General features: G+C 69.2%; 15 protein-coding genes and 2 pseudogenes. 13 read left to right on the forward strand and 4 right to left on the reverse strand.

The window, feature by feature from the left end; translation table 11 throughout:
• Window positions 1-66: 66 nt before the first annotated feature.
• The 8 genes from atpE (at window position 67) to OG709_RS25340 (ending at window position 6871) form a co-directional block, all read left to right on the forward strand.
• Window positions 67-300, forward strand: a complete 234-nt coding sequence (gene atpE / locus OG709_RS25305) for an ATP synthase F0 subunit C (RefSeq protein ID WP_326693989.1) — start codon at window positions 67-69, stop codon at window positions 298-300.
• A 39-nt stretch (window positions 301-339) separates the two neighbouring features.
• On the forward strand, window positions 340-891 hold the full coding sequence (locus tag OG709_RS25310; RefSeq protein ID WP_326693988.1) for a F0F1 ATP synthase subunit B: 552 nt from the start codon (window positions 340-342) through the stop codon (window positions 889-891).
• Window positions 888-1703, forward strand: coding sequence for a F0F1 ATP synthase subunit delta (locus OG709_RS25315; protein ID WP_250297803.1), 816 nt, complete (start codon window positions 888-890; stop codon window positions 1701-1703). Before OG709_RS25310 ends, OG709_RS25315 begins: the two co-directional genes overlap by 4 nt.
• Window positions 1704-1802: 99 nt before the next feature.
• Window positions 1803-3398, forward strand: coding sequence for a F0F1 ATP synthase subunit alpha (atpA, locus tag OG709_RS25320; RefSeq protein WP_250297802.1), 1596 nt, complete (start codon window positions 1803-1805; stop codon window positions 3396-3398).
• A 20-nt stretch (window positions 3399-3418) separates the two neighbouring features.
• Window positions 3419-4348 carry a F0F1 ATP synthase subunit gamma gene (locus tag OG709_RS25325; RefSeq protein ID WP_250297801.1) on the forward strand — a complete coding sequence of 310 codons (930 nt, stop codon included), beginning with the start codon at window positions 3419-3421 and terminating at the stop codon, window positions 4346-4348.
• Window positions 4349-5800 (forward strand): F0F1 ATP synthase subunit beta, encoded by a 1452-nt coding sequence (gene atpD, locus OG709_RS25330; RefSeq protein WP_250297800.1) that lies wholly within the window; start codon window positions 4349-4351, stop codon window positions 5798-5800.
• A 130-nt stretch (window positions 5801-5930) separates the two neighbouring features.
• The gene (locus OG709_RS25335) at window positions 5931-6305 is read left to right on the forward strand and encodes a F0F1 ATP synthase subunit epsilon (RefSeq protein ID WP_250297799.1); all 375 of its coding nucleotides are present in this window, start codon (window positions 5931-5933) and stop codon (window positions 6303-6305) included.
• 119 nt (window positions 6306-6424) lie between these two features.
• Window positions 6425-6871, forward strand: a complete 447-nt coding sequence (locus OG709_RS25340; RefSeq protein ID WP_250297798.1) for a DUF2550 domain-containing protein — start codon at window positions 6425-6427, stop codon at window positions 6869-6871.
• 102 nt (window positions 6872-6973) lie between these two features.
• Here OG709_RS25340 and OG709_RS25345 read toward each other — a convergent pair whose 3' ends face one another.
• Both OG709_RS25345 and OG709_RS25350 read right to left on the reverse strand, forming a co-directional pair.
• Complete coding sequence (locus tag OG709_RS25345) at window positions 6974-7546, reverse strand: cob(I)yrinic acid a,c-diamide adenosyltransferase (RefSeq protein ID WP_250297797.1); 573 nt, start codon at window positions 7544-7546, stop codon at window positions 6974-6976.
• Window positions 7547-7559: 13 nt separating this feature from the next.
• A pseudogene (locus OG709_RS25350) lies at window positions 7560-7772 on the reverse strand (ABC transporter permease); the annotation flags it as partial.
• Between OG709_RS25350 and OG709_RS25355 the strand changes: the two are divergent.
• The 4 genes and pseudogenes from OG709_RS25355 to OG709_RS25370 all read left to right on the forward strand — a co-directional run.
• Window positions 7762-7887, forward strand: a pseudogene (locus OG709_RS25355) (TetR/AcrR family transcriptional regulator); the annotation flags it as partial. The pseudogenes OG709_RS25350 and OG709_RS25355 sit on opposite strands and share 11 nt — an antisense overlap.
• Window positions 7888-8014: 127 nt before the next feature.
• Entirely contained in the window at window positions 8015-8863 is an 849-nt protein-coding gene (locus tag OG709_RS25360; RefSeq protein ID WP_250297796.1) for a 3-hydroxyacyl-CoA dehydrogenase family protein, read from the forward strand.
• 146 nt (window positions 8864-9009) lie between these two features.
• Complete coding sequence (locus tag OG709_RS25365) at window positions 9010-9333, forward strand: STAS domain-containing protein (RefSeq protein WP_225014396.1); 324 nt, start codon at window positions 9010-9012, stop codon at window positions 9331-9333.
• Between the two features lie 229 nt (window positions 9334-9562).
• The gene (locus OG709_RS25370; protein WP_329167732.1) at window positions 9563-12211 is read left to right on the forward strand and encodes an ATP-binding protein; all 2649 of its coding nucleotides are present in this window, start codon (window positions 9563-9565) and stop codon (window positions 12209-12211) included.
• A 184-nt stretch (window positions 12212-12395) separates the two neighbouring features.
• On the opposite strand, the gene nucS is transcribed toward OG709_RS25370, so the two are convergent.
• Window positions 12396-13067 carry an endonuclease NucS gene (nucS, locus tag OG709_RS25375; protein ID WP_250297794.1) on the reverse strand — a complete coding sequence of 224 codons (672 nt, stop codon included), beginning with the start codon at window positions 13065-13067 and terminating at the stop codon, window positions 12396-12398.
• A 212-nt stretch (window positions 13068-13279) separates the two neighbouring features.
• Here nucS and OG709_RS25380 point away from each other — a divergent pair, with 212 nt between their 5' ends.
• Window positions 13280-13672 (forward strand): SCO5389 family protein, encoded by a 393-nt coding sequence (locus OG709_RS25380; protein ID WP_250297793.1) that lies wholly within the window; start codon window positions 13280-13282, stop codon window positions 13670-13672.
• 89 nt (window positions 13673-13761) lie between these two features.
• On the opposite strand, the gene OG709_RS25385 is transcribed toward OG709_RS25380, so the two are convergent.
• Complete coding sequence (locus OG709_RS25385; protein ID WP_250297792.1) at window positions 13762-14793, reverse strand: LLM class flavin-dependent oxidoreductase; 1032 nt, start codon at window positions 14791-14793, stop codon at window positions 13762-13764.
• Window positions 14794-14872 lie beyond the last annotated feature (79 nt).

Raw genomic sequence — 14872 nt, forward strand, 5'->3', positions numbered from 1 at the left:
ACCCCTGACCTCCGTTCGTCCGGTGGCCAACCCCCACCGGTCCGTGAAAGAGAAGGAAGAACTGGCATGTCCCAGACTCTTGCCGCCGCCGTGTCCGGCTCCCTCGGTTCCATCGGCTACGGCCTCGCTGCGATCGGCCCCGGCGTCGGCGTCGGCATCATCTTCGGTAACGGCACCCAGGCGCTCGCTCGTCAGCCCGAGGCTGCCGGTCTGATCCGCTCGAACCAGATCCTCGGCTTCGCCTTCTGTGAGGCGCTCGCCCTGATCGGTCTGGTCATGCCGTTCGTCTACGGCAAGTGATCTTCGGATCAGCGAACCCACTAGACGAAGGGCACTGATATGAGCCAGCTGCTCAACCTGGCGGCCGAGACGGAAAACCCGCTCGTTCCGCCGATCCCTGAGCTCGTCATCGGCTTCATCGCCTTTGTCATCGTCTTCGGTTTCCTCGCCAAGAAGCTCCTCCCGAACATCAACAAGGTTCTGGACGAGCGCCGCGAGGCCATCGAAGGCGGTATGGAAAAGGCCGATGCCGCCAAGCTCGAAGCCGAGAGCGTGCTTGAGCAGTACAAGGCTCAGCTCGCCGAGGCCCGGCACGAAGCCGCGCGGCTGCGCCAGGAGGCGCAGGAGCAGGGTGCCGCACTCATCGTTGAGATGCGTGCGGAGGGCCAGCGTCAGCGTGAGGACATCATCGCTGCCGGTCACGCCCAGCTCGCGGCCGACCGCAAGCAGGCCGCGCAGTCGCTGCGTCAGGACGTGGGCAAGCTCGCCACCGACCTGGCCGGCAAGCTCGTCGGCGAGTCCCTCGAGGACCACGCCCGGCAGAGCCGCACGATCGACCGGTTCCTCGACGGCCTCGACGAGGCTGCTTCGAAGGCCGAGGCGGCTCGATGAACGGCGCGAGCCGCGAGGCGCTGGCCGCAGCACGTGAGCGTCTCGACGCGCTGACGGACAACACGTCCGTCGACGCGGCGAAGCTCGCCGCCGAGCTGGCTGCCGTCACCGCGCTGCTCGACCGTGAGGTGTCGCTGCGCCGGGTCCTGACCGATCCGTCACAGCCCGCCGAGGCCAAGGCCCAGCTGGCCGGACGGCTGCTGAGCGGCCAGGTGGGCGGCGAGACCGCGGACCTGGTGGCCGGCCTGGTCCGTTCCCGCTGGTCCTCCTCGCGTGACCTGGTCGACACGGTCGAGGAACTCTCGGCCACCGCCGACCTCACCGCGGCTCAGCGGGCGGGCACGCTGGACGGTGTGGAGGACGAGCTGTTCCGGTTCGGCCGGATCGTCGCCTCGAACACCGGACTGCGCGCCGCGCTCACCGACCGTACGGCCTCCACCGCCGCCAAGAGCGAGCTGCTCCGCAGCCTGCTCGGGGGCAAGGCCGACGCGGTCACCGAGCGACTGGTCGTGCGCCTGGTGTCCCAGCCGCGCGGACGTAGCCTGGAAGCGGGACTGGAGTCCCTCTCCCAGCTCGCCGCGGAGCGCAGGGACCGCATGGTCGCCGTCATCACCTCGGCGGTGCCGCTCAGCGACGGTCAGAAGCAGCGCCTCGGCGATGTACTGGCCAGGCTGTACGGCCGCAGCATGCACCTCAACCTCGACGTGGACCCCGCGGTCCTCGGCGGAATCCAGGTGCTGGTCGGCGGTGAAGTCATCAACGGCTCCATCGCGGACCGCCTCGACGAAGCGACACGGCGGATGGCCGGCTGAGCCGGCTGCGCCAGCTACCAACTCAACAGTATTGATAACGGCCCGAGTTGGGCCGACAAGTAATTGATTCGGGCCCAACAAGGAGAGCAGGGAACCCAGATGGCGGAGCTCACGATCCGGCCGGAGGAGATCCGGGACGCGCTGGACACGTTTGTCCAGTCGTACAAGCCGGACGCGGCCTCGCGCGAGGAGGTCGGTACGGTCAGCGTGGCCGGCGACGGTATCGCGAAGGTCGAGGGTCTTCCCTCGGCCATGGCGAACGAGCTGCTGAAGTTCGAGGACGGCACGCTCGGTCTTGCGCTGAACCTTGAAGAGCGCGAGATCGGCGCGATCGTTCTCGGCGAGTTCAGCGGGATCGAGGAGGGCCAGCCGGTGCAGCGCACCGGTGAGGTGCTCGCGGTCGGTGTCGGCGAGGGCTACCTCGGCCGCGTCGTCGACCCGCTCGGCAACCCGATCGACGGCCTCGGCGACATCGAGACCGAAGGCCGCCGTGCGCTGGAGCTGCAGGCTCCCGGCGTCATGGTGCGCAAGTCGGTGCACGAGCCGATGCAGACCGGTTACAAGGCCGTCGACGCGATGGTGCCGATCGGCCGTGGCCAGCGTCAGCTGATCATCGGCGACCGGCAGACCGGCAAGACCGCGCTGGCCGTTGACACGATCATCAACCAGCGCGACAACTGGCGCACCGGCGACCCGTCGAAGCAGGTCCGCTGCATCTACGTCGCCATCGGCCAGAAGGGCTCCACCATCGCGTCCGTGCGCGGTGCGCTGGAGGAGGCGGGCGCCCTGGAGTACACGACGATCGTCGCTGCTCCGGCTTCCGACCCGGCCGGCTTCAAGTACCTGGCGCCGTACACCGGTTCGGCCATCGGCCAGCACTGGATGTACGCCGGTAAGCACGTCCTGATCATCTTCGACGACCTCTCGAAGCAGGCCGACGCCTACCGCGCCGTTTCGCTGCTGCTGCGCCGTCCGCCGGGCCGTGAGGCCTACCCGGGCGACGTCTTCTACCTCCACTCGCGTCTGCTGGAGCGCTGCGCCAAGCTCTCCGACGACATGGGTGCGGGTTCGATGACCGGCCTCCCGATCGTCGAGACCAAGGCGAACGACGTGTCGGCGTTCATCCCGACCAACGTCATCTCCATCACCGACGGTCAGTGCTTCCTGGAGTCCGACCTGTTCAACGCCGGCCAGCGGCCCGCGCTGAACGTCGGTATCTCGGTCTCCCGTGTCGGTGGCTCCGCGCAGCACAAGGCCATGCGACAGGTCTCCGGCCGACTCCGTGTCGACCTCGCCCAGTACCGCGAGCTGGAGGCGTTCGCCGCCTTCGGTTCCGACCTGGACGCCGCTTCCAAGGCTTCCCTGGAGCGCGGTAAGCGCATGGTCGAGCTGCTGAAGCAGGGCCAGTACCAGCCGATTCCCGTCGAGGAGCAGGTCGTCTCCATCTACGCCGGTACCACCGGCAAGATGGACGACGTCCCGGTCGAGGACATCCGCCGCTTCGAGTCCGAGCTGCTGGAGTACCTGCGCCGCGAGCGCAAGGAACTCCTCACCTCGATCGCCGAGGGCGCCAAGATGTCGGACGACACGCTGACCTCGATCGCCGATGCGATCACCGCCTTCAAGCGCCAGTTCGAGACCTCGGACGGCAAGCTCCTGGGCGAGGACGCGCCGGCCGTCAACGTCTCCAAGTGACGACGGAAGGGACCTGACTCATGGGAGCGCAGCTCCGGGTCTACAAGCGTCGCATCCGATCCGTCACCGCGACCAAGAAGATCACCAAGGCGATGGAGATGATCGCCGCCTCGCGCATCGTCAAGGCGCAGCGCAAGGTGGCGGCATCGATGCCGTACGCGACCGAGCTCACCCGTGCGGTGACCGCGGTCGCGACCGGCTCGACGACCAAGCACCCGCTCACCACCGAGGCCGAGTCCCCGGTCCGCGCCGCGGTTCTGCTCATCACGAGCGACCGCGGTCTGGCCGGCGGCTACTCCTCCAACGCCATCAAGGCGGCGGAGCGGCTCACCGAGCAGCTGCGCGGCGAGGGCAAGGAGGTCGACGCGTACATCGTCGGCCGCAAGGGTGTCTCGTACTACGGCTTCCGCGAGCGCAAGGTCGCGGAGTCGTGGACCGGGTTCACCGACAGCCCGACCTACGCGGACGCCAAGCGGGTTGCGGCCCCCCTGATCGAGTCCATCGAGAAGGAAACGGCCGAGGGTGGCGTCGACGAACTGCACATCGTCTTCACGGAATTCGTGTCGATGATCGCGCAGAACGCGGTCGACAGCCGGATGCTGCCTCTCTCGCTGGAGAAGGCCGCTGAGGGCGAGACACCCACGGGCGGCACGAAGGACGAGATCCTTCCGCTGTTCGACTTCGAGCCGTCGGCGGAGGACGTCCTCGACGCCCTGCTGCCGCGCTACGTCGAGAGCCGTATCTACAACGCACTGCTTCAGTCGGCCGCTTCCGAGCACGCCGCCCGTCGCCGCGCGATGAAGTCGGCGACCGACAACGCCGGGGATCTCATCAAGAGCCTCACCCGGCTTGCCAACGCGGCCCGCCAGGCCGAAATCACCCAGGAAATCAGCGAGATCGTCGGTGGCGCCAGCGCTCTGGCCGACGCGACCGCGGGGAGTGACAGGTAAATGACGACGACTACCGAAAGCGCCGCGACGGCCGCCGCCACGGGGCGTGTCTCCCGGGTCATCGGCCCGGTCGTCGACGTGGAATTCCCCGTCGACGCGATGCCGGAGATCTACAACGCCCTCACCGTCCAGGTCGCTGACCCGGCCGAGGACGGCAAGCTCAAGAAGCTGACCCTCGAAGTCGCCCAGCACCTGGGTGACGGCGTGGTCCGCGCGATCTCGATGCAGCCCACCGACGGTCTGGTCCGCCAGGCCCCGGTCACCGACACCGGCGACGGCATCACGGTGCCGGTCGGCGATGTCACCAAGGGCAAGGTGTTCAACACCCTCGGCGAGATCCTGAACAAGCCCGAGGCCGAGTCGGAGATCACCGAGCGCTGGGCGATCCACCGCAAGGCCCCGGCCTTCGACCAGCTCGAGTCGAAGACCGAGATGTTCGAGACCGGCGTCAAGGTCATCGACCTTCTCACCCCGTACGTCAAGGGTGGAAAGATCGGCCTGATGGGCGGTGCCGGTGTCGGCAAGACCGTTCTGATCCAGGAAATGATCTACCGCGTCGCCAACAACCACGACGGTGTGTCGGTGTTCGCGGGCGTCGGTGAGCGTACCCGTGAGGGCAACGACCTCATCGAGGAGATGGCCGAGTCCGGCGTCATCGACAAGACGGCGCTTGTCTTCGGTCAGATGGACGAGCCCCCGGGCACCCGTCTCCGCGTCGCGCTTGCCGGTCTGACCATGGCGGAGTACTTCCGCGATGTGCAGAAGCAGGACGTGCTCTTCTTCATCGACAACATCTTCCGTTACACCCAGGCCGGTTCCGAGGTCTCCACGCTGCTCGGCCGTATGCCGTCCGCGGTGGGTTACCAGCCGAACCTGGCCGACGAGATGGGTCTGCTGCAGGAGCGCATCACCTCGACGCGTGGTCACTCGATCACGTCGATGCAGGCGATCTACATCCCCGCGGACGACCTCACCGACCCGGCGCCGGCGGCCACCTTCGCCCACCTGGACGCGGTGACCGTGCTGTCGCGTCCGATCTCGGAGAAGGGCATCTACCCGGCGGTCGACCCGCTGGACTCGTCGTCCCGGATCCTGGACCCGCGTTACATCGCGAAGGACCACTACGACGCCGGTATGCGCGTCAAGGGAATCCTTCAGAAGTACAAGGACCTCCAGGACATCATCGCGATCCTCGGTATCGACGAGCTGGGCGAGGAGGACAAGCTCGTTGTCCACCGTGCCCGTCGCGTCGAGCGCTTCCTGTCGCAGAACACCCACGTCGCCAAGCAGTTCACCGGCGTGGACGGTTCGGACGTTCCGCTCGACGAGTCGATCACCGCGTTCAACGCGATCTGCGACGGGGACTACGACCACTTCCCCGAGCAGGCGTTCTTCATGTGCGGTGGCATCGAGGACCTGAAGGCCAACGCCAAGGAGCTCGGCGTCTCCTGAGTCGTCCGGCTCGTGTGAGTCATCCGACTTGTGTGAGAGGGGCGGGCATGTCCCGTCCCTCTCCTCACGCCCATTAGACTTTGACCCAACACCCGGCAGCAGTGCCGGGTGGTGACCCGAGGAGCCACCCTTGGCTGCTGAGCTGCACGTCGAGCTGGTCGCGGCGGACCGTAGTGTCTGGTCCGGCGAGGCGACACTGGTTGTCGCGCGCACCACGTCCGGCGACATCGGCGTCATGCCCGGTCACCAGCCGCTGCTCGGTGTGCTGGAATCTGGCCCGGTGACCATCCGTACGAGCGAGGGTGGGACGGTCGTTGCCGCTGTGCACGGCGGTTTCATCTCGTTCGCCGACAACAAGCTTTCGCTGCTGGCCGAGATCGCTGAGCTGGCGGACGAAATCGATGTCCAGCGCGCCGAGCGTGCGCTGGAGAGTGCGAAGTCGGAGGAGGACGCCGCCGCTGAGCGGCGCGCCGACGTCCGACTGCGCGCGGTGACGGGGAACTGACGCCTCCCACCAAAGATGTGACCTCAGCCGCGGCCCGTCCGGAGTGATCCGGACCGGGTCGCGGCTGAGGCGATGCATAACCAGTTCCGTTACGGCATGAGGCGAGGAGGTCGGTGTAGATGATCCTCGCTCTGCTTGTGTGTGGCCTGGTCGTCGTACTGGTAGCGGTGGGACTCTTCGTCTTCGGCCTGCGCCGGCGGCTGATCCAGCGGTCCGGGGGCACCTTCGACTGCAGTGTGCGCTGGGACCTCCCGGAGAAACCGGATGTCTCGGGCAAAGGCTGGGTGTACGGGGTGGCCCGCTACAGCGGCGACCGCATCATGTGGTTCCGCGTGTTCTCGTACGCCCCGCGCCCGCGCCGGATCCTGGAGCGCCAGGCCATCGAGGTCGTCTCCCGGCGTACGCCGGAGGGCGAGGAGGAGCTGGCGCTCCTCTCCGATGCGATCGTGCTGCGCTGCTCGCACCTGGGGACGCGCCTGGAACTGGCGATGAGCGAGGACGCGCTGACCGGCTTCCTCGCCTGGCTGGAGGCGGCGCCTCCCGGTCAACGAGTCAACGTTGCGTGATTGAAGAGGCTCGTTGGTCGGGGGTCCCCCCGGTCGGAGTCCGGGGGCGAGTCAACGTTGCGTGATTCCAGCACGCCCGCCGGGGTTCCCGGTCCGTAGGCCCTAACGCTCGCCGCCCGGTACCCAGAGGATGTCCCCGACCTCCTTGTTCGCGCTGCGCGCCAGGATGAAGAGCAGATCCGACAGCCGGTTCAGATAGGTCGCGGTGAGCGGGTTCATCACCTCCCCGTGCACCTCCAGCGCCGCCCACGTGGACCGCTCCGCCCGGCGCACCACGGTGCAGGCCTGGTGCAGCAGCGCCGCCCCCGGCGTACCGCCCGGGAGGATGAAGCTCCGCAGCTTCTCCAGGTCTTCGAGGAAGCGGTCGCAGTCGGCCTCCAGTTTGTCGACGTAACTCTGCTCCACCCGCAGCGGCGGATACTCCGGATTCTCGACCACCGGCGTGCAGAGGTCCGCGCCCACGTCGAACAGATCGTTCTGGACGCGGACGAGGACCTTCACGATCTCCTCGGACAGCTGCCCGAGCGCGATGGCGGTACCGATGGCCGCGTTCGCCTCGTTGGCGTCGGCGTACGCGGAGATCCGCAGATCGGTCTTGGCGGTGCGGCTCATGTCGCCGAGCGCGGTGCTGCCCTTGTCGCCGGTGCGGGTGTAGATGCGCGTCAGATTGACCATGGGTCCAGCGTAGTTATGCTCCGGCCCTGCGGAAGACACGTGTGCCGACTGTCACCGAGAGCGCCGCGAAACCGAGGGCGACCAGGACTCCGTACCGCATCTGCTCCGTCGCGTAGTGACCGAGGTAGGCGCTGCGTACCGCGTCGACGAGGTACCGGAACGGGACGAAGTGGGAGAGGACGTTCAGCCAGGCCGGCCCCAGCGCGATCGGCTTCATCAGCCGTGAGGCGATCGCGGGCCGGAGCCTCGACGAGGTGTCACGTGAGGCGCTCGGCCTCCTCGACGAGATGGAGGAACTGCTGAGCGAAAAAGTGCTCAACTATGCGGTGCGTGAGGCCTGATGGGCCGCCGCGGTGTGATGTCCGTCATTTGAGACGTGACGCGCATCTCTTCGCCACCACAAGGGGCCCCAGGGCCTATAGCCTCCGCCCCAGAGCCGTTCGTATGAAGCCGTCTAAGGGGTGCCAATTGGCCAGGAAGCTCGCTGTCGTCGGAGCCGGACTCATGGGTTCCGGAATTGCGCAGGTCTCGGCCCAGGCGGGTTGGGACGTCGTTCTGCGTGATGTCACCGATGCGGCGGTGACTCGGGGGACCGATTCCATCAAGGCTTCGTACGCACGATTCGTCGCCAAGGGGAAGCTGGAGGAGGCCGACGCCGACGCGGCTCTCGCGCGCATCACCACGACGACCGATCTGGACGCGGTCGCCGACGCGGATGTCGTCGTCGAGGCGGTCTTCGAGAAGCTCGAAGTCAAGCACGAGATCTTCCGGGCGCTGGACAAGCTCGTACGGGAGGACACCGTCCTCGCCTCCAACACCTCCGCCATCCCGATCACCAAGATCGCGGCGGTGACGGAGCGTCCGGAGCGGGTCGTCGGTACGCACTTCTTCTCGCCGGTTCCCATGATGCAGCTGTGCGAACTGGTCCGCGGCTACAAGACGAGCGACGAAACCCTCGCCACCGCACGGGAGTTCGCCGAGTCGGTCGGCAAGACCTGTATTGTCGTCAACCGCGATGTGGCGGGCTTCGTCACCACCCGGCTCATCTCGGCCCTCGTGGTCGAGGCTGCCAAACTGTACGAGTCGGGCGTGGCCAGCGCCGAGGACATCGACGTCGCCTGCAAGCTGGGGTTCGGGCACGCCATGGGGCCCCTGGCCACCGCGGATCTCACGGGCGTCGACATCCTGCTGCACGCGACGAGCAATATCTACACGGAATCCCAGGACGAGAAGTTCGCACCGCCCGAGCTGATGCGCCGAATGGTCGACGCGGGTGACATCGGGCGGAAGAGCGGGCAGGGGTTCTACAAGCACTGAACCGCACAGACTGTTCGGTGATCGCCCGCATGGGTGAATTCGGTATCGGTTCGCTTACGGACGGCAACTTCTGTGCCGACGGGGCAGTCAGTTCAGTGACAGACGTGAAAGACGTGACGAAGTCCGAGAACTCTCGGGGAGCACATATGCATATCAGGGGCGACCACGCCGAGCTGGTCGTCGGGGGCCGCCTCGACGTCCGCAGCGCGGCGGACGCCCGTACGGTCCTGCACGCGGCGGTCGACGACGGAGTCGGCGATCTGGTGCTGGACCTGACCGAGCTCGATTCCTGGGACGCCACCGGACTGGGCGTGATCATGGGCGCCCACCGGCGGGCCGGCAGATGCGGCAGGCGGCTGGTGCTCCGGGGGGTGCCTCCGCAGATGCAGCGCCTCCTCGTCGCGACCCGGCTGCACCGCATTCTGGCCATCGAGGGTGGAATCGCCGCGGAATCGCTGCCGCGCGTGTGACGAAGGTGGGGCGAGTGCGTGAAGGGGACTCCCTCGCGCAATCCTCACGAAGCCGGGACGTCCGGGGCGGCCCGGCACCCCGAGTGGTCAGGGATACTGGCCCACGGTCTAGGGTTCGGTCGCCTGCTGATTGACGAACCCGTGCGGTAGGCACCGGACCAGAAGCGACAGCGTGGCGTGCGAGGCCGGGAGGGCAACCGCGCACGACGCCATCTGGGGGGCTTTCACCATGGACCCGATGAACCGGGGACCGGAAGAGTACGGCCAGGAATCCGACCGTTACGGTACGCGGGGCGGCGGCCCCGGCGCGGCACGGCCGCCGCGGGACGGGTCGGTCCCGGACCTCACGCAGGCGCCTGCCCGTGCGCGCACCGTCCAGCTCGTCACCGGTGACTTCCTGGTCACCGTGAACCCCGTCGACGGCAGTGAGATCGAACACTGCCCGCCGGGGGAGCACCCCGACGCTCCGCGACGGCGCACCGCCGAGGAGTGCGCCGACCTCGCGCGGGCCGCGGGACCGCCCGTACCGCCGGGACCCGCCGGCCCCGAACTTCCGCTGCTGGAGCGGCAGGAGGAACAGGAGCAGCTGGTAGGGCTGCTGGCCCGCGGACGTTCCGTACGCCTCACAGGGACCGCCGGTTCGGGCCGTACGTCGCTGCTCGACGCCGTCGCCCGCGAGTGCAGCGGATTCGCGCCCGACGGGGTGATCCGGCTCTCCGGCTACCACCGCACCCCGGCCGACCTGCTCTACAGCCTCTTCGCCGCCGTTCACCACGCCCCGCTGCACCGGCCCGACCGCACCGAACTGCTCGCACTGGTCCGGGGGATCGGCGCGATCGTCGTCCTCGACGACCTGGAGTTCGGCGGGGCCGCGCTGGAGGAACTTCTCGACGCCACCCCCGAGTGCGCCTTCCTGCTCGCGGCGACCCCCGATGTGCCCGGCCCGCTCGTCGAGTCGCACGTCGAGGAGGTCCTCCTCGGCGGCCTCGGCCGCAGTGCCTCGCTCGACCTCCTGGGGCGCGCCGTGGGACGGCCGCTCACCGACGAGGAGGCCAACTGGGCGGGCGACCTGTGGTTCGAGTCGGAGGGGCTGCCGCTGCGCTTCGTACAGGCGGGGGCGCTGCTGCGCCGGCGTGATCTGCTGCGCGCGGACCCCGAGGGCCTCGAAGCCCTCGACGGGTACGGCTCCTTCCCGGGGCGGCCGTCCGACACGGCCCCGGCCGGTGTCCGGCCGGACGACACCCCGGAGATACCCCTGCCCACCCTCGGCGAGGGTGCTGCTCCCGCGACCCTGCTCGCCGACGGGCTGAGCGAATCGGCGCGTGTCACCCTGGGCTTCGCCGTGGCGCTCGGCGGTGAGGTACCGCACCAGGCGCACCTTCCGGCGCTGGTGGGCGACACCCACGCCGACGCGGCCCTGGGCGAGCTGGCCCGGTCCGGTCTGCTCTCCCCGGCCGGATCGCACTACCGGCTGGCCGCCGGTGTCGTACAGCAGCTGGAGGCCGGGGGGTACGGCGACGAGAGCGCGGGGCAGGCACAGACCGTCGCCCAGCACTACGCCTGGTGGGCCGGACACCCTTCGGTGGGGCCCGAGCGGGCCGTCGCGGAGGCCGACGCCGTACTCGCGGCGATGAGCGCGCTCGTACCGGGCTCGGAGGCCGGACACCCCAGCGCCGCCGTGCTGCTGGCCCGCAGCGCCGCGCCCGCGTTCGCCGCCGGACTGCACTGGAGTGCCTGGGAGCGCGCCCTGCGGACCGGCCAGGAGGCGGCCAGGCTCTCCGGCGAGGTCGCCGAAGAGGCCTATTTCCACCATGAGTTGGGCGTTCTCGCGCTCTGCACGGGGCAGGTGGACCGGGCTCGCGCCGAGCTGGAGGCGTCCATCGCGATGCGCGGTGCGCTGGCCGACAAGGCGGGCACGGTCGCCGGGCGCAGGGCACTCGCGCTGATCGCCGACCGCACCGGAGCCGCGTCGCTCGGCGGCTTCGTACCCGGCGTGTCCGGTGGGTCCGGGGCGCAGGGGCTGCCCGGCGGCGCTCCGGCCGGCGAGGAGACCCCGGCGGCCGGATACGCCAGGCCGTACCTGCCGACCGGCGGTACCCCCGCGGAGGGCACGCTGGTGTCGCCGTCCGGACCGGCGGACGAGAACGCCACGTTGATCACCCCGCAGGTGAAGCTCGCCGGAGCCACCCCGCCCGGGAAGCGCCGTACGGTCGTGCGCGGTGCCCGGCGCAACCTGGTCGCGGCCGGGGCGGGCGTCCTGCTCGCCGGGGTGCTCGGCACCGTGGTGACGCTGGGCGCGACGGGCCACAGCGATCCGGACAACGGCACCACCCGGCCCGGTCAGTCCGTCGACGAGGACTCCGGCAAGGACGGAACGGCCGCCGACGAGCCCACGGACACCACCACGGGCGGCTCCCCGGCATCCGGCGGCGGGACGGACACCCCCTCGGCCCCGGGCTCTCCCAGCGCCAGCGGCAGCGCACAGCCCAGTACGAGCGCCACCCCGTCCGACGGCGCGTCGTCGCCGGGGGACACCCCGTCCTCACCCGGGGACGGGCCGTCCACACCGGGCGGCAAGCCGTCGACGCCGGGCGGCGGGAAGCCCTCCACCCCCGGCGGGGGCAAGCCCTCGTCACCGAGCGGCGGTCCGACGAGCACCGGCGGTACGTCCGGCAGCCCGAGCGGCGACCCGACCGACACCGGTGGCACCTCGGGCAGCCCGAGCGGCGATCCGACCGACACCGGCGGCACGTCGTCCGACGGCGGGTCGACGGGTGCGTCACAGGGCGGGACGGCCGGGAACAGCAACAGCGCCCCGGTGGCCGACCTCGCCGCCACCTCCACGGGTCCGGTCCCGGGCGACTCCGCGTCGAGCTGACCGCACCGCGGCAGAACGCAGCGGAAGCAGAAGCAGAAGCAAAAGCAGAAGCAGAAGCAAAAGCAGGAGCAGAAGCAAAAGGGGCCCCGGTTCCGCAGGACTCCGACGTCCTGCGGAACCGGGGCCCCTTCCCCGTACCGCGCTACTTTCTCGACGGCCCCTGGAGGACGGCCTCCGGCAGCCTCTAGAACAGCCGGAGTTTGTCGTCCTCGATGCCCCGCATCGCGTCGTAGTCGAGCACCACACAGCCGATGCCGCGGTCCGTGGCCAGCACCCGTGCCTGCGGCTTGATCTCCTGCGCCGCGAACACGCCCTTCACCGGGGCCAGATGGGGGTCCCGGTTCAGCAGTTCCAGGTAACGGGTGAGCTGCTCCACCCCGTCGATGTCGCCGCGCCTCTTGAGCTCGACGGCCACCGTCGCGCCGTCCGCGTCGCGGCAGAGGATGTCCACGGGGCCGATCGCCGTCATGTATTCACGCCGAATCAGCGTGTAGCCCTCGCCGAGGATTTCGATGCGGTCCGCGAGGAGTTCCTGGAGGTGCGCCTCCACCCCGTCCTTGATGAGCCCGGGGTCGACCCCGAGCTCGTGCGAGGAGTCGTGGAGGACTTCCTCCATCGTGATGATGAGCTTCTCGCCCGCCTTGTTCACGACCGTCCACACACCGGCGTCGTCCCCCGCACCCTCCTTCACCGTGCAGGGCGGGGACATCCAGTTGAGGGGCTTGTACGCCCGGTCGTCCGCATGGATCGAGACGCTTCCGTCGGCCTTGACCAGGATCAGGCGCGGAGCTGAGGGCAGATGGGCGGTGAGGCGGCCCGCGTAGTCGACGGAGCAGCGGGCGATGACGAGACGCATGGTCGGCAACGCTACTCGACATCAGTGGTTGTACGCGATTCGCCCTGAACAACCCCCTTCGTTATTGGCCGGTTGTGTGCCCATTCTTCTGGTGCGGGCGGGGTGGCGCGCATACCGTGGATGCAGGAGGTCGTCGCGCGTGTACTCTGCGTCGCCGTCCTCCTTTCCCTGCCCGTAAGACCCCGCCCGCCGGGGTCGCGAGAGGAGAACCCATGTCGCTCGACGTCTCACCGGCCCTACTCGAACAGGCCGAGCGAGGCGAGGTCGATGAAGCCGACTTCATCGACTGCGTCCGGACCTCCCTGCCCTACGCATGGGAGATGATCAGCTCTCTGGTGGCCCAGCTGAAGGTCGACGGCGGCGAGTTCGCCGACAACCAGACGCCTCCCCCCAATGAGCAGGCACGCGGCCAACTGCTGCGCGCACTCGCAAGTGATGCCATTCGAGGGTCGCTGCAGCGGCATTTCGGAGTGCGTCTGGCATTCCAGAACTGCCATCGCGTGGCGGTCTTCCCGCTGGATTCCTCGGTCGACGAGCGGCTCAGCCGCTTCACCTCGGTCCGGGGCCAGCTGCTCAACCAGTCTCCCGAGCTTCGGGACTGCTGACACCTTTGTGCTGCCGCTCCGCATCCGGACCGTTCCACGGATGCGGAGGGGCAGCGCCCCGATTCCCCGAGCCGGCCGAGCCGGCCGAACTAACAGAGCTGCGGCAGGACTTCGGCCCCGATGAGCCGTACGTTCTCCTCGGTGGCCGCGACATCGCCCGAACCCTCCACCAGCATCGCGAACCGTGTGATGCCGGTCCTCTCCGCAGTGGCCGCGAGCCGGTCGGCAGCCAGGCGGGGAGGGCCCACCGGGTGGATGCCGCAGAGCATCTCCGTGTACGCGACGGGGTCCCGCATGACCCGGTGCCTGCCGTCGACGGTCACATGCGCGTCCAGCCCCTGCTTGAGCCAGCCCGGCATCGCCTTGACCAGCGTCTCGGTGGCCTCGGCCCGGCGGTCCGCGATCTGCGCCACCCCGGCCGCCACATGTCCGGCGTCCGCGATCACCTCGGGCGACAGCCCGGCCGCCCGTGCGTGGCTGCGCCACAGCGCGATCATTTCGGCCTTCTGCTCGTCGTCCGAGTGCATCCCGAGGAGCATCGGCAGCCCGCGCTCCGCGGCGAGCCGGACACTGGCCGGTGAGGTGCAGGCCACGATGACCTCCGGCCCCGGCACCTCACCGCAGCTCAGCTCATCCGGCCTTGGTACGACCGGGACTTCACGGAAGCGGAAGCGGCTTCCGTCCGCCGAGACCCGGGCCTCGCGCAGCCACCGCAGCAGCAGATCCAGCGACTCCGGGAAGCCGCTCTCGTACGCCTCCAGGCCCGCGCCGAACACCTCCAGGTCGACCCACGGCCCGCCGCGCCCCACGCCGAGGCTGAACCGGCCCCCGGAGGCGACGTGCAGCAGTGCCGCCTGTTCGCCGAGTGCGACGGGATGGGTGGTCGGCAGCACGCTCACCGCCGTACCCACCCGGATCCGCCGGGTGCGGCCGAGGACCAGTGCGGCCAGCGTCACCGCCGACGGACACACCCCGTACGGCACGAAGTGGTGTTCGGCCAGCCAGACCGAATCGAGCCCGGATTCCTCGGCGACCTCCGCGGATCGCACCGCGCGGTGCAGTGCCTCTTCCTGGCCCTGCCCCGGAAACTGGGCTGCCAGTACAAATGCCCCAACACGCATCGCCTTCTGCCTCCTTGCGGCCGACGCGACTCTCCCCTTACCCGGCAACAACGCCTGACACGTGCCAAAGGCACGGCCG

The sequence above is a fragment of the Streptomyces sp. NBC_01267 genome (genome assembly GCF_036241575.1).
Lineage (GTDB): Bacteria > Actinomycetota > Actinomycetes > Streptomycetales > Streptomycetaceae > Streptomyces.